The sequence below is a fragment of the Pseudonocardia oceanicola genome (genome assembly GCF_047200735.1).
GTDB lineage: Bacteria > Actinomycetota > Actinomycetes > Mycobacteriales > Pseudonocardiaceae > Pseudonocardia.
On sequence record NZ_JBJZON010000007.1, the window covers coordinates 58767 to 72599 of the forward strand.

Here is a 13833-nt window from a genome sequence, read left to right on the forward strand (position 1 = left end):
GGGCATGGCATCCAGCACGGACAAGGTCCGGGAGAACAGGCTCCGTCGTGCCGCCGAGCGGCAGGGGCAGATCCTCGTCAAGTCTCGGCGTCGCGACCCGCGCGCTTTGGGCTTCGGGCTCTACGTCCTCGTCGAGGACTCGGCGGGCAACCGAACCGGGCAGCTCGGCGGACAGGCGGCCGTCTCGGCCTTCGCCGGGGGCGAGGGCATGACCCTCGATGAGGTCGAGCGGAAGCTGCTCGGCGAGTAGGTGTGAGAAACCGGTGAGACAACGGTCCCGAGAATGGGATCAGGCCCCAGTCTCACCGGAGCGAAACTAGGGCCTGACCTGCGCTTTCTGTGGTGCGCCCGAAGGGATTCGAACCCCTAACCTTCTGATCCGTAGTCAGATGCTCTATCCGTTGAGCTACGGGCGCAAGTACCGCATTCAGTTGTACTCCATGCCGTGTCCGACCCGGGAGTCGGCCACGCCAGCGCGGAGGCTCCGGGATTTGAACCCGGGATGGGGGGTGACCCCAAACCGCATTAGCAGTGCGGCGCCATAGACCAGACTAGGCGAAGCCTCCCGGGGCCTCTCGGCCTCCAGCGGGTCCAAGAGTACACACGGCCCGGAGGGGGCGTGCACCCCACCCCGGGTCGCGTGATCGTCGCAGGTCAGCGAGGTGATCCGGCGAGGTCGAGGAAGGGCGCGAGGGCGTCCGGGTTCTGCAGCGCACCCTTGCTCACGGCCGTGTCCGGGCTGACCCCGGCGAGGATCTTCTTGACCGGAACCTCACACTTCTTGCCGTTGAGGGTGCGGGGCACGGCGTCGACGACCACGAACCGGTCCGGGACGTGCCGGGGCGAGAGCTCGCTGCACAGGGCCTTGCGCAGCCGCGGCTCGACGTCCTCCAGCGAGACCCCCGGGGCGAGCACGAGGAAGCACAGCAGCGCCCCCTCCTCCTTCGCGCCCAGCGCCGTGGTGTCGATCACGAGCGAGTCGGCGACCTCCTCGAAGCCCTCGACCACGGCGTAGAAGTCCGCGGTGCCCATCCGGACCCCGCCGCGGTTGAGGGTGGAGTCCGAGCGGCCGTAGATCACGAAGGAGCCGCGCGGGGTGGCCCGCACCCAGTCCCCGTGCCGCCAGATCCCGGGGTACATCTCGTAGTAGGCCTCGCGCAGCCGGCTGCCGTCCGGGTCGTTCCAGAACATCACCGGCATGGACGGCATCGGCTGGGTGATCACCAGCTCGCCGACCTCGACCGGGTCGGCACTGACGAGATCTTCGCCACGCTCGTCGAACGAGTGCACGTCCGCCCCGAGTGCGGCGACCGACAGCTCGCCCAGCCACACCGGAACGGTCGGCGCGGAGCACACGAAGGCCGCGCAGACGTCCGTGCCGCCGGAGACCGAACAGATCTGGATGTGCTCGCCACAGGCCTCGGCGACCCAGCGGAAGCCCTCCACGGACAGCGGCGAGCCCGTGGAGCCCAGCGCCCGCACCCGGGACAGGTCGTAGGAGTCCCGCGGGCGCAGCCCCTTCTTCAGGCACGACTGCACGAACGGCGCCGACACCCCGAAGACCGTGACGCCGTGCTTCTCGGCCAGCGCCCACAACGCACCCAGGTCCGGGTAGCCGGGGTTGCCGTCGTAGAGCAGGATCGTCGATCCGACGAGAAGCCCGCCGACCAGGAAGTTCCACATCATCCAGCCGGTGGTGGTGAACCAGAAGAAGGTCTCCCCCGGCCCCAGGTCGTTGTGCAGCCGCATCGCCTTGAGGTGCTCGAGCACGATCCCGCCGTGGCTGTGCACGATCCCCTTGGGCAGCCCGGTGGTACCCGAGGAGTAGAGCACCCACAGCGGGTGGTCGAACGGCACCGCCTCGAACTCCAGCGGGCCCGCCTCGGCGGTGAACTCCGCCCACGGGGTCGTCCCCTCGAGCGTCGCCTCCGGGTCGAGGTAGGGCACCAGCACCGTCTGCCGCACCGTCGGCAACTGCTCCTGCAACGCCGCGACCGTCGGGCGGATGTCGAAGGCCCTGCCGCTGTAGCGGTAGCCGTCCACGGCCAGCAGCACCACCGGCTCGATCTGAGCGAACCGGTCGTGCACCGCCCGGGTCCCGAAGTCCGGCGAGCACGAGGACCAGACCGCGCCCAACGACGCGGCGGCGAGGAAGGTGACCAGGGTCTCCACCGAGTTCGGCGCCAGCGCCACCACCCGGTCGCCCTTCCCGACCCCCGCGGCGACCAGCCCGGCCCGGGCCCGGGCGACCTGCTCGCGCAGCTCGGCGTGGCTCACCGTGCGCTCCAGCCCGTCCTCGCGGGCGAACACCACCGCGGTGTCGGCGTCCTGCCGGCCCGGGCCCGGGGTCAGCGCGTGCTCGGCATAGTTCAGCGTCGCGCCCGGGAACCACTGGGCACCCGGCATCTCCCGCGAGCCCAGCACCGCGCTCGGCTCGTCGCGGAAGATCACCCCCAGGAACTCCGCGGCCGCGGCCCAGAACCCCTCCAGATCGCGCACCGACCACGCGTGCAGCTCCGCGTAGTCGGTGTCGGAGGCCAGCTCGACACCCTTGTGCTCGCGCACCCAGCGGGCGAACTCGGCGATCGCGGTGCGGCCGGTCTGCTCCGGCGACGGGGACCACAGGACCTCGGGGACGTCGGCGTCGAGAGTCATGGCGTCATCGTCGCCGACGCCGGGTGCCCCCGGCCACCCCGTGTGACCGGGGCGCGCGCTCAGCTCAGCGCAGGTGGGAGTCGAACCAGTTCAGCATCCGCTGCCAGGCCTCGGCGGCCGTGGCGGGATCGTCGTCGAAGCGGTGTCCCTCGCCGGGGTAGGTGACGAGGTCCGTGGCGACCTCGGACTCGCGGGCGGCGTCGAGCAGCCGGGTGAGCTCCCCGGCGTCGTCGCGGTCCCCGTAGATGCCCAGCCACGGACAGGTCAGCCCGGGCGCGGCGGCGACGAGGGCGGGCAGCGGGCCCACCGGCTCGTCGATCCCGCTCCCGGCCACGGTGACCGCGGCCCCCAGCGTGCGCCGGGCCGCCACCAGCAGCGCCACGCTGCCCCCGAGGTCGAACCCGATCACACCCATCCGGTCCGGGGCGACCTCGTGGTCGGCGAGCCAGCCGAACGCGGTGTCGGTGTCCGCCATGACCTGCTCGCCGTCCAGCCGGGCGACGTGATCGGCGACCTGCTCCTCCGCACCGTCGAGCTCGTCGGCCCCGTCCCGGTGGTAGAGGTGCGGCGCGACGACCAGCCAGCCGTCGCCCGCGATGCCCTCGACGAGCCGGCGCACGGTGTCGGTGACGCCGCGCGCCTCGTGCAGCACGACGATGCCGCCACGGGCCGTTCCCTCGGGTTCCGCCACCGTGAGGCGCAGGTCGGAGCCGTCGACCAGGGGCACCGCCTCGGTGCGGATGACGCTCATGAGGACAGCCTTCCACGACTGCGACGCAGGCCGCGGACGGGGCGGGCTACCGTGACGCACATGACGCCGATCCGCCCCGACCTGGACTCGCTGCCCGCCTACGTCCCGGGCCGGGCGATCCCCGGGGCGATCAAGCTGGCGAGCAACGAGGTCGCGCTCGCACCGACCGCCCCGGTGCTGGCGGCGATCGCCGAGGCCGCCGCGGCCGGCAACCGGTACCCGGACCTGGCCGTCGTCGGGCTGAGCGAGCGACTCGCCTCGGAGCTCGGCATCGGCCCGGACCGGATCGCCGTCGGCTGCGGCTCGGTCAGCATCTGCCAGCAGCTCGTGCAGATCACCTGCCGGGAGACCACGGACGAGGTCGTCTACGCCTGGCGGTCCTTCGAGGCGTACCCGATCGTGACCCAGATCGGGAACGCCCGCGCCGTCACCGTGCCGCTCGACGGCGAGTTCCGGCACGACCTGGAGGCCATGGCGGCCGCCGTCAGCCCGCGCACCCGGCTGGTGTTCGTCTGCAGCCCGAACAACCCGACCGGCACGGTCGTGCACCGCGCGGAGTTCGAGCGGTTCATGGAGGCGGTGGGCCCCGACGTCGTCGTGGCGCTCGACGAGGCCTACCACGAGTACGTCACCGACCCCGAGGCCGTCGACGGGATGCAGCTGATCGACCGCTACCCCAACCTCGTGGTGCTGCGGACCTTCTCCAAGGCCTACCGCCTCGCGGGACTGCGGGTCGGCTACGCCGTCACCGCACCGGAGATCGCGACCGCGCTGAAGAAGGTCTGCGCGCCGTTCAGCGTCAGCACCGTGGCCCAGGCCGGCGCGATCGCCGCCCTCGACCACGCCTCCGAGCTGCTGGCGGCGTGCAAGGAGGCCGTCGGCGAGCGGGTCCGGGTGCGCGAGGCGCTGCTGGCGGCGGGCTTCACGGTGCCGCACACCCAGTCGAACTTCGTCTGGCTCGCCCTCGGCGAGCGGACCGCGGACTTCGCCGCGCACTGCCTCGAGCGCGCGGTGGTGGTCCGGCCGTTCCACCCGGACGGGGTCCGGGTCACCGTCACGACCCCGGAGGAGGACGACCGGTTCCTGGAGGCGGCCCGGAGCTTCTGAGCCGGTCCGGGTCCCCGGGTCCTTCGGCCCGGCATCTCCGGGCATTTCCCCGATGCCACGGCCGGAGCGCGGGTGTTCACTGGCGCTATGAGCCACTCGCCGTACGAGTACACCGGCAGCGACGCCCCGCTCGTGCCGCGGGACGACGAGCGCAACTGGGCCATGGCCGCGCACGTGCTCAGCTTCGTGTCCGCCTGGTTCGCGCTCGGCCTGTTCGCCCCGCTCGTCGTGCTGCTGGTGAAGGGCGGTGACTCGCCGTACGTGCGCCGGCACGCGGTCGAGTCGCTGAACTTCCAGATCAACGCGCTGGTGTGGACGGTCCTGTTCGGCCTGCTGATCTTCGTGGCCGTCGGGCTGGTCCTGCTGCCGCTCTACGGGGTGTTCTACGTCGCCTGCGTGGTGCTGGGCACGGTCCGCGCCTCGCAGGGCCAGGACTTCCGCTACCCGCTCACCCTGCGCCTGGTGCACTGACCCCGAACGCGGAACGGGCCCGGACCGGGGTGGTCCGGGCCCGTCGCGCGTGCGGGCGGGGCGCCCGGGTCAGCGTCGTGCGCCGCGCCTCGCCCACAGGCCCGACACGAGCACGACCAGGATCACGGCCACGACGATCTGGAAGATCGTCTCCCAGAAGTTCCAGCCGTCGGTGCGAAGGTTGAACGCCCGGGCGATGAAGGTCCCGACGAACGCGCCCACGATGCCGACGATGATCGTCAGCCAGATCGGGATGTCCTGCTTGCCCGGCACGATCAGCCGGGCCAGGGCGCCGATGATCAGACCGAAGACGATCGCGGTGATGATGCCGGTGACTGTCATGTCACTCTCTCCCGACTCTCGGTGCAGGGCCACCCCCGCGGTCGCCCCCACGGCGTCTGCCTAGCACAGCGCAGGGGTCGCAGCCTCTCCTGAGGGCGGTCGGAACCGAAGCGTTATCGGACATTCCGCCGCAGGTCAGCGTGTACACCCAGAAGGATGGCCATGATCGGCTCAGCGGAGCCGCGGCGTGACCCGACGGGACCAATATCGTCACCGTCCGTTTACGGCCGACGATGATCGGGCATCCGCTCCTCGACCACATCGGACACGCGCCGGACGAACCCGGCGCGGCGCGAGGAGGAAGCAATGGGTGTCATCGGTTGGATCGTCGTCGGGCTCGTCGTCGGCGCCCTCGCGAAGTTGATCATGCCGGGCAAGGACCCGGGCGGCATCATCGTGACCTGCATCATCGGCGTCGTGGGCGGCCTGCTGGGCGGATGGATCAGCTCGGCCCTGTTCGGTGTCGGAACGGGCGGCTTCTTCGACCTGAGCACCTGGCTGATCGCCCTCGTGGGCGCGCTCGTGCTGCTCGGCATCTACCGGCTCGTCATCGGTCGACGTTCGCGCACCCACGCCTGACGTCACAGCGCGCGACGACACGAACGGCGCCCGCCCGGTCGGCCCCGGGGCGGGCGCCGTCGCGTGTGCGGTCAGCCCTCCAGGACGTAGCCGGCCCCGCGGACCGTGCGGATCCGCTCCGGACCGATCTTGCGCCGCAGGTAGGAGATGTACACCTGGACGAGGTTCGGCGAGGCCGGTTCCGACCACACCCGGTTCGCCAGCTCCTCGTGCGACACCGTGGCACCCGGTTCGGCGAGCAGGGCCGTGAGCAGCGAGAACTCGGTGGGCGACAACGACACGGGGGTGCCGTCGACGGTCACCTCGCCGAGCTCGGTGTCGACCACCAGCTCACCGCGGCGGATGAGGGTGTGCCCCACGGCACCGGTCAGCCGCAGCCGCAGCCGGATCCGCGCGGACAGCTCGTCGACGGAGAACGGGCGCAGGACGTAGTCGTCCCGATCGCTGCGCAGCTGGGCGATCACCGCGTTGCGGCGTTCGCGCGGCGTGAGCACCACGACCGGCACGCTCGGCGACTCGGCGTGCACCGCCGCGAGGACGGCGGCGTGCTCGGGCCCGGGGAGGTCGACGTCGAGCACCAGGAGGGCGGGCGGCGCGGCGCGGATCGTGTCGAGGACGGCGATGCCGTCGGCCGCCGGGTCGGCGCGCATCCCCTCCGCACGGAGGGAGCGCAGCACCGACGCCGACGCGGCGGTCGGGGGCAGCGCCACGAGGACGGGAGCGTACGGGGGCACGAACGTTCGTGCCGTCGCCTGCGACGGGACGAACACGGACGCGCCCCCCGGGGGAGCAGCGGGGAGCATCCGGGACAGCTTGGCGCGAAAGCCGCGCGATAACAATGTGTCATCGATCCGGACGGCGCGTACCGGGTCGACGAACGGTCCTGCCTGAGAGGCGTACTACTCCGAAAAGAGTAGTCACGGCGCGGATTCCGGTGAGAACCGAGCGCTCCGGCGCCATCGGGCGACCTGTCGGCGCGCTGGGGCAACCCCGGCTCTCAGCTTCGCCCGGGCCCCCTCCCGTTCCTCCATATGGTCATCGATCATGCGACGGAAAACCTCCGACGCGGAGGACCGGCTCGACTCCCGCGAGCTGGTCGCCCGACTCTCCGCGGAGCACGGCTCCCCAGCCGGCCGACCGGGACGCCCGGCCCGCCGGCGGCGCGCCGGCGACGCCGCGGGAACGATCGCCGCGCCCCGGTCCGCCGACGGCACGGGCGCGGTCCCAGACCTCGGGACGACGGAGCACCCGCGCGAGCCCGCGCTGCTGACGCACACGTCGTCGCTCCCCGCGGTCGGGCTCGACCCCGAGGGCGCCGGGCCCCCGCCGATCAGCCCGATGACCGGGATGCCGGTGGTCACGGCGGCCGACATCATCGCCGGGCCGCCGACCGGCGCGCACGCGGACCCGGTCGCCGCCGACGACACCGACATCGAGCGGGAGGCACCGGAACCCCGCCCGGCCCGCGGCCGTCGCCGGGCCCCGCGCTCCGCCTCGCGCCGGCTGGCGCCGCTCACGGTGGGCGCGGCCGCGGTCCTCGTCGCGGCCGCGGTCGCCTGGCTGCTGCGCCCGGTCCCCGACGACGGGCCGGCCCTGTCGGCGCCGCTGACCTCGTCGGACACCGCGCAGGCCGCGCCCTCGACCGGGGTGGCGGCCGTTCCCGCGCCCGGCGCGCTGAGCCAGGCGGTGGACTCGGCGCGCGAGCACGCCACGACCACCACTCGCCCACCGGCCGCGACCTCGACCCGGAACGGATTGGCGACCGGGACGACCAGGCCCCGCACCGGTGCGGCCCCGGCGGGCGACGGCACCACGGCGGCCGGGCGCCTCGGCTGGGCGCCGATCGGCGGCGACGAGTTCTCCGGCGGCCTCGACAAGTGGGGCGTCTACGACGGCGCAGGCCACGGCGGCAACGGCCGGCGCACCCCCGACGCCGTGTCCACCTCGGGCGGGATCCTCACGATCCGCGGCGACTCCGACGGCGACACCGGCGGCCTGGCCTTCCACGACAGCCGGCAGTACGGCCGGTACGAGATGCGCGCCAGGTTCCCGGCCGGGGACTCCCAGTACCACCCGGTGCTGATCCTGTGGCCGAGCGACATCGAGTGGCCGCGGGGCGGCGAGATCGACTTCGCCGAGACGGACAGCGCCTCGGCCGGGGTGTCCTTCTTCCTGCACTACGGTGCGGACAACAACCAGAAGTCCGCGAACCGGAAGATCGACATCACCCAGTGGCACAACTACGCCGTGGAGTGGACGCCGGACGGGATCATCGGCTACCTCGACGGGCAGCAGTGGTTCTCCAGCACCGATCCCGGCACGCTCCCGCCGGGCAGGATGCACCCGACCATCCAGCTCGACTACTTCCCGGACGGCGGCTCCCCGCGCCCCACCGAGATGCACGTCGACTGGCTGCGCATCTACTCCTGACGCAGCAGCCGCCGCAGGTCCTCGACGCGCGGCTCGAGCAACGCCCAGCCGTCCCGGAGCAGCTCGAGCGGCCGCCCGTCGGCGAGCTGCCAGATCACGGCCCCGCCGGCGAGCGCGGCGAGGGCGACGAGGGCGAGCAGCAGGCGGCCGAAGCGGGTCCGACGGACGCGCCGGCGGCGGCGCGCGGCGGACTCGGCCCACGTCCGCGGGCCTGCGGCCCGCCGCGTCGCGCGCGTCGCGCGGTGCGCGGCTCCCTGGGGAGGACGAGGCGGCGCCGGGCTGGTGGACGCCGGGCGGGTCGACGCCGAGCGGGGCGGCATCGGACGGGGCGGCATCGGACGGGGCCCCGGGAAGCGAGGGGTCGGCACCTCGTCGGGGACGGCGGGGCTCGGCGGCAGGCTCATGGGTCGGTCCATCCGGCGGCGGGTCGGTCCTCGGTCTGTCGAGCAGATCTCGGTCCGCGTTAGCCGCCGCGGCTAGACCGAACGGGCGCTCCTGCACACCCTTTCCACCTGCGGTGACGGGTCCGTCCCGCTCCGTGTGACTGCGCTACCTGGGGTAGCGGATCAGCAGCGAGGCGTGCACGTCCTCCGGTCCGACGGCGGCGTACCCGTGCGGAGCGTCGGCGAGCCACTCGAGATACCCGCCGGGCCCGGCCTGGCCCGGCGCGTCGAGCCGGCCGGCGCGGAGCTCGCCCGCGAACACCGTCGCGTGCTCCGTGACGCCGGGGTGGTGCGCGGGCGAGGTCTGCTCGGCGCCGGCGCCACGGCGTGCAGGGTGTCGAGGGTGGGGTTGCGGGTGCCGGCCTCGAGCCCGGACAGCGTGGCCTTGCCGACCGAGGCACGGCGGGCCAGCTCGGACAGCGACATCCCCTGCTCGGTGCGCAGCGCACGCACCCGGAGGCCGACGTGGGCGGGGTATTGGTGACCCCACTGCTGGTCGAGGTCTTTGAGAGCGAGTCCGGCGGCCTCGACGGTGGGCGCGGTGTAGATCGTCCGCATGCTCGCGGCGATCTTCTTCCGATCTTGGTAGGAGACGAACCGCACGGCGTTGCGGATCACGTGTACCACGCAGGGTCTGCACCACCGTGTCGGGGAAGACCGTGGTGATGGCCTCGGGCAGGCCGGTGAGTCCGATGCCCCTATGGATGTCAAGCGGCGGCCGTCGTGGTGCTGGTGGCGATCGTGGCGGTGCTCGGGGGCGTGAGCAGGGTGACGACCTCGCGGGCGATGTAGCGCTTGAGGCAGCGGATCACCTCGCGGCGTGCTTGCCCTCGGCGAGGCGCCGCTGCAGGTACTGCTGGGTGCGGGGGTGTCGTCGGTGCGCCGCCCCAGGTCCCGGCCGACAGATCGGCGCTCAGGACACCACGGTCAGTCGCAGCACGGGTCAGGCCGCGGCCCGGGACGACGCCTGATCATCCTCACAATCGCAGCAGGCGATCAGAATGTCGCGCAGACCACGGTTGCGCAATGGAGTGAGCACCGAGTGCCAGAACTTCGCTCCCTCGGCCTCGGCGATCCAGCAGCCCAGCGCATGCTTGCGGCCATCGACGTCCACGCCGATGACCAGGTGCGCGACCTTGATCGTGACGGAGGTGGCGGCGAGCTTCGACGACGGCGCCAACGCCCGGTTCGCGACCAGCGCGAACAGCACCCGCTCCACCACCGGATCCCGCCGGGTCCCGGCCGCGAGGCCGCGCAGCACGGTGTCGATCACGAGCCGCTGCCACAGCCGGTCGAGCAGCCACGGCCCCACCCAGCGGACGGGACTCGACGAACTCCAGACCGGGTACCCCGGCCACGCGAGCTCGATCCGGGCCGGTCGCGCTCGCCTCGACACCCACGACCCGGGTCAGCGTGGCGATCAGACGCTCGATCGGGGCCCGGTCGAGCGGATCAGCCCGGCCAGTACGACACCTTCGTCCGCGCGGTCTTGGCGCCCGGGTCCCACTCGCTGCGCGCCAACCGCAGGTAGCACACCGTCGACCCGTCCCGGTTCCGCCGAGTCGACATACGCACGAACACGCCACCAGACCGTACACAATTCAGCACAGCGCGAATTCAGGCGGTCGTAGCATCTAGCTCAACGAGTTCGGCGAACATCTCGGAGGGCTTCTTCCAGTTGTGGATCTTACTGGGTCGATCGTTGATGTCGCAAGCCACCATCGCCAGGTATTTCGGGTCCGAGGTGATTTCCACGCCTTTCGGGAAGTACTCACGCACGATGCGGTTGGCGTTCTCGTTGCTGCCGCGTTCCCACGGGGAGTGCGGGTGGGCGAAGTACACCGGCATCGAGCCTTTCGTGACGGTGGCGTGGCCGGCCATCTCGGCGCCGCAGTCCCAGGTCAGCGAGGCCCGCATGGGTGTGGGCAGTCCGCTGGTGGCGGCGATGACCCCACGGCCGACGGTGAGCGAGTCTCGTCCGTGCAGCGGCACGAGCACCAGGAACCGTGAGGTGCGTTCGACCAGGGTCCCGACCGCGGTCTTGCCGCCCTTGCCGATGACCAGGTCGCCTTCCCCGATGTCCGGGCACCGCCCGGGCCCTCGGCGTCTGGGGGGTTCGTCGATGGAGACGGGGTCGGTGATCCGCGGGGCCGGTGCAGGCTTGCGGCCGCCTCGGCGGGCGGTGCGCCCGCTGCGCAGCGCGATCAGCTCGCGGGCCAGGGTGGACACCGGGGTGGCGTAGATCCACTGGTAGATGGCCTCGTGCGACACCCGGCAAGCCTGGTCGCCTGCATGGTCGATCGGCAACCGGCCCGCGATCGAGGCCGGTGACCAGCCACGACGCAACAGCGCGAGGACGATCCCGCGCAGCCGCGGATGGCGGTCCACGACCAGCTGCTCCGGGCGCCGCCGCGCCGCGTCGGCCCGCTTTTGGACTGTCGCAGCCCGGTAGGCCTCACGCCCGCCGTGGCGGCGGACCTCCCGAGAGATCACCGACGGATCACGACCCAGGGCGAGAGCGATGTCCTTGAAGGACAGGCCCTCCGCGAGACCGCGGGAGATCTCCTCCCGATCCGAGACCATCAACATCTCACGCACGGGACATCCTGTCCCGCCGAACCAACCAAGATCAAGTGCGACGACCGGCTGAACTCCAGCAGCTCACAGCCGCAGATTCAGCCAAATCGCGTTCCTAGAGCCTCGCACGTTCTGGACCAGGACACACCACGCTGACCTGCTCCAACACCCACGATCATGCACCAGATCACCACGTCAGCTGCGGAACCCAGGACCGAGAAGGCGCTGTATCGTGCTGATGGATCAGTCCTCGCGGGACCACATCCTCGAGGGCGGCCGACCTTCGCCGGGGCCCGGCAGAGGCGCCGGCTCACCAAAGTCCTCGCGGGACCAGCCGCAAGAGCGCTCTCTGCCGGGAACCACCGTGCGAAAGGCACGGTAGAGCCATCAGCCGCTTCCGGTTCGTCGCCGACCACACCGGCACCACCCTCGGGGCGACCCGCCCAACATCATCGACTGCGAGATAGACGACCTGAAGTTGACGATGACTGACCTGACGCTACCGAGTTCTCAGGCGAGCGCGCGCCTGAGGGCGTCGAGGCGGCCCGCCCAGATCCGCTGGGAGAGCGCCGCGTCCGGCGCGAACGTCTCGCTGGCGTGGTAGGCACCCGGGTGGACGTGCAGCTCGCACGGCACGCCCGCGGCCATGAGCCGCTGCGCGAAGGCGATGTCCTCGTCCCGGAAGAGGTCGACGGTGCCGACGTCGATGTACGCGGGGGGCAGTCCCGCGAGGTCCGCGGCACGGGTGGGCGCGGCGTACGCGTCGGCCTGCGCTCCCCCGAGATACCAGGCCCAGGCCTCCTCGTTGCCCGCGCGGTCCCAGATGCCGACGTCCACGATCTCGTGCGAGGACGGGCTCGTGTTCGTGTCGTCGATCATGGGGTAGATCGGCATCATGAAGCGCAGCGCCGGCCCACCGCGGTCACGCGCCATCAGGGCGGTGGCGATGGTGAGTCCGCCGCCCGCGCTCCCGCCGTAGACCACCAGCCGGTCGGGGTCGACGCCCAGCTCGTCGGTGTTCTTCGCCATCCAGACCAGGACGGCGTAGCAGTCCTCCGCCGGTGCCGGGTGCGGATGCTCCGGGGCGAGCCGGTACTCGACCGACACGACGACGGCGCCGAGCGCGTCGGCCAGCATGGTCGCAGTCGGGTCCTCACCCGCCACCGAGCCCAGGACCATCCCGCCCCCGTGGATGTAAAGGATGCCGGGTGCCGCTCCGGAGGCACGGACCGGGCGGTAGATCCGGACCCCGACGTCCGGCGCCCCGTCGGGGCCGGGGACGGACCGGTCCTCCTTGGCGACGTCGGGATTGTCCGGCACGTCCACCGCGGCCAGCATCTCGGCGACGGCGGCCCGCCGCGCCACGATGTCCGGGATCGCGTTGACCCCACCCGGCATCGCCTCGAGCAACGCGGTGAGCGGGACCAGGGACTCCGGGTCGATCGATGAAGAGCGTGACATGAGACCTCCGTACTCTCGGTGTTCGGTGCGTGCTCCGGTCCGGCCGAGGACGACCTCCTCAGCCGGCCTCCGCCGCTCCGGCCTTCAGCTCCGCGTCGATCGCCTCGACGACGTAGTCCATGCCGGCGTCGGCTCCCGGCAGTGCTCCGATCATGGTGAAGAAGCCGTGCATCTGACCGCTGAAGCGGCGGTGGCGGACGGGGACGTTCGCCTTGAGCAGCCGGGTGGCGTACAGCTCGCCCTCGTCGCGCAGCACGTCGTGCTCCGCGGTGAGCACCACCGCCGGGGGGAGCCGCAGGAAGTCACCGCGCAAAGGCGCGGCGTCGGGGTGCTCCCGGGAGAGGGGGTCCGGGGCGTAGTGGTCCCAGAACCAGATCATGCTGTCCCGGCTGAGGAGCAGCTGGTTCTCCGGGTCCTGGTAGGTCGTCGTCGACAGGTCGCAGTCGGTCACGGGGTAGACGAGGACCTGCAGGGCGGGCGCGGGCCCACCCTTCCGGACGGCCCGCTGTGCGACGACCGCCGTGAGGTTGCCGCCCGCGCTGTCCCCCGCGACGATCACCGGCGCCGGCCCGCCCACCAGGTCGTCGAGGTGGTCGAAGGTCCAGCGCAGCGCGGCCCACGCGTCGTCGACGGCGGTCGGGAAGCGGTACTCCGGCGCCATCCGGTAGTCCACCAGGACCACGACGCAGTCGGTGCGCGCGGCCATCGTCCGGCCGAGGGGCTCGGCCTCGTCGATCCCCCCGATCACCCAGCCGCCGCCGTGGTACCAGACGATCACCCCCCGCGGGTGCTCGGACGGGGTCAGGATGCGGAGGGGTACCGCTCCCCCGCTGACGTGCACGCGCGTGTCGCGGACCCGGTGCACCGACGGTCCCGGGCCCGTCTGCTCGCTGAGCGACGCCGTGAAGTCGCGGGCCTGCTCGGGGGTCATCTCGTGCAGCGGTTTCGCGTCCAGCTGGGCCAGCTGCGCGAGCAGGCCCGTCGTGGCCTCGTCGAGTGCCATCGTGCTCCTCCTTC

At 72.1% G+C, this 13833-nt stretch carries 14 protein-coding genes, 2 tRNA genes and 3 pseudogenes; 5 read left to right on the forward strand and 14 right to left on the reverse strand.

Translation table 11 applies throughout. The features are described 5' to 3' along the window. The first annotated feature begins 4 nt into the window (after positions 1-4). Positions 5-250, forward strand: coding sequence for a hypothetical protein (locus ACL02T_RS12725; protein WP_412830887.1), 246 nt, complete (start codon positions 5-7; stop codon positions 248-250). 90 nt (positions 251-340) lie between these two features. Here the strand turns inward: ACL02T_RS12725 and ACL02T_RS12730 are convergent. From ACL02T_RS12730 to ACL02T_RS12745, 4 genes are all read right to left on the reverse strand, one after another. Further along, positions 341-416: transfer RNA gene (locus ACL02T_RS12730), tRNA-Arg, on the reverse strand. 60 nt (positions 417-476) lie between these two features. Continuing rightward, positions 477-566: transfer RNA gene (locus ACL02T_RS12735), tRNA-Ser, on the reverse strand. Between the two features lie 88 nt (positions 567-654). Beyond that, complete coding sequence (locus ACL02T_RS12740) at positions 655-2655, reverse strand: acetoacetate--CoA ligase (protein WP_412830888.1); 2001 nt, start codon at positions 2653-2655, stop codon at positions 655-657. Between the two features lie 64 nt (positions 2656-2719). After that, entirely contained in the window at positions 2720-3406 is a 687-nt protein-coding gene (locus ACL02T_RS12745; RefSeq protein ID WP_412830889.1) for a dienelactone hydrolase family protein, read from the reverse strand. A gap of 60 nt (positions 3407-3466) precedes the next feature. Here ACL02T_RS12745 and hisC point away from each other — a divergent pair, with 60 nt between their 5' ends. Next, the gene (hisC, locus tag ACL02T_RS12750) at positions 3467-4513 is read left to right on the forward strand and encodes a histidinol-phosphate transaminase (RefSeq protein ID WP_412830890.1); all 1047 of its coding nucleotides are present in this window, start codon (positions 3467-3469) and stop codon (positions 4511-4513) included. 87 nt (positions 4514-4600) lie between these two features. After that, positions 4601-4984, forward strand: coding sequence for a DUF4870 domain-containing protein (locus tag ACL02T_RS12755; RefSeq protein WP_412830891.1), 384 nt, complete (start codon positions 4601-4603; stop codon positions 4982-4984). Positions 4985-5053: 69 nt separating this feature from the next. Here ACL02T_RS12755 and ACL02T_RS12760 read toward each other — a convergent pair whose 3' ends face one another. After that, positions 5054-5326 carry a GlsB/YeaQ/YmgE family stress response membrane protein gene (locus tag ACL02T_RS12760; protein ID WP_412830892.1) on the reverse strand — a complete coding sequence of 91 codons (273 nt, stop codon included), beginning with the start codon at positions 5324-5326 and terminating at the stop codon, positions 5054-5056. A 306-nt stretch (positions 5327-5632) separates the two neighbouring features. Between ACL02T_RS12760 and ACL02T_RS12765 the strand changes: the two genes are divergently transcribed. After that, positions 5633-5905, forward strand: a complete 273-nt coding sequence (locus tag ACL02T_RS12765; RefSeq protein ID WP_412830893.1) for a GlsB/YeaQ/YmgE family stress response membrane protein — start codon at positions 5633-5635, stop codon at positions 5903-5905. A 71-nt stretch (positions 5906-5976) separates the two neighbouring features. Here ACL02T_RS12765 and ACL02T_RS12770 read toward each other — a convergent pair whose 3' ends face one another. Continuing rightward, a complete protein-coding gene (locus ACL02T_RS12770; RefSeq protein ID WP_412830894.1) occupies positions 5977-6639 on the reverse strand; it encodes a response regulator transcription factor in 663 nt (220 codons plus the stop codon). Between the two features lie 310 nt (positions 6640-6949). Between ACL02T_RS12770 and ACL02T_RS12775 the strand changes: the two genes are divergently transcribed. After that, positions 6950-8335, forward strand: coding sequence for a family 16 glycosylhydrolase (locus tag ACL02T_RS12775; protein ID WP_412830895.1), 1386 nt, complete (start codon positions 6950-6952; stop codon positions 8333-8335). Here ACL02T_RS12775 and ACL02T_RS12780 read toward each other — a convergent pair. The 8 genes and pseudogenes from ACL02T_RS12780 to ACL02T_RS12820 all read right to left on the reverse strand — a co-directional run bounded on the left by ACL02T_RS12780 (position 8326) and on the right by ACL02T_RS12820 (position 13819). Continuing rightward, a complete protein-coding gene (locus tag ACL02T_RS12780) occupies positions 8326-8739 on the reverse strand; it encodes a hypothetical protein (RefSeq protein ID WP_412830896.1) in 414 nt (137 codons plus the stop codon). The two genes, ACL02T_RS12775 and ACL02T_RS12780, sit on opposite strands and share 10 nt — an antisense overlap. Before the next feature lie 162 nt (positions 8740-8901). Then, entirely contained in the window at positions 8902-9204 is a 303-nt protein-coding gene (locus ACL02T_RS12785; protein ID WP_412831072.1) for a helix-turn-helix domain-containing protein, read from the reverse strand. Between the two features lie 93 nt (positions 9205-9297). Further along, positions 9298-9469, reverse strand: a pseudogene (locus tag ACL02T_RS12790) (transposase); the annotation flags it as partial. 291 nt (positions 9470-9760) lie between these two features. Next, positions 9761-9889, reverse strand: a pseudogene (locus ACL02T_RS12800) (transposase); the annotation flags it as partial. A gap of 32 nt (positions 9890-9921) precedes the next feature. Then, positions 9922-10359, reverse strand: a pseudogene (locus ACL02T_RS35160) (IS1634 family transposase); the annotation flags it as partial. A gap of 36 nt (positions 10360-10395) precedes the next feature. After that, positions 10396-11367, reverse strand: a complete 972-nt coding sequence (locus tag ACL02T_RS12810; RefSeq protein ID WP_412831073.1) for an IS30 family transposase — start codon at positions 11365-11367, stop codon at positions 10396-10398. Between the two features lie 498 nt (positions 11368-11865). Next, positions 11866-12816 carry an alpha/beta hydrolase gene (locus tag ACL02T_RS12815; protein ID WP_412830898.1) on the reverse strand — a complete coding sequence of 317 codons (951 nt, stop codon included), beginning with the start codon at positions 12814-12816 and terminating at the stop codon, positions 11866-11868. 58 nt (positions 12817-12874) lie between these two features. After that, positions 12875-13819: an alpha/beta hydrolase gene (locus tag ACL02T_RS12820; protein ID WP_412830899.1), complete on the reverse strand. Its 945-nt coding sequence runs from the start codon at positions 13817-13819 to the stop codon at positions 12875-12877. Positions 13820-13833: the final 14 nt, after the last annotated feature.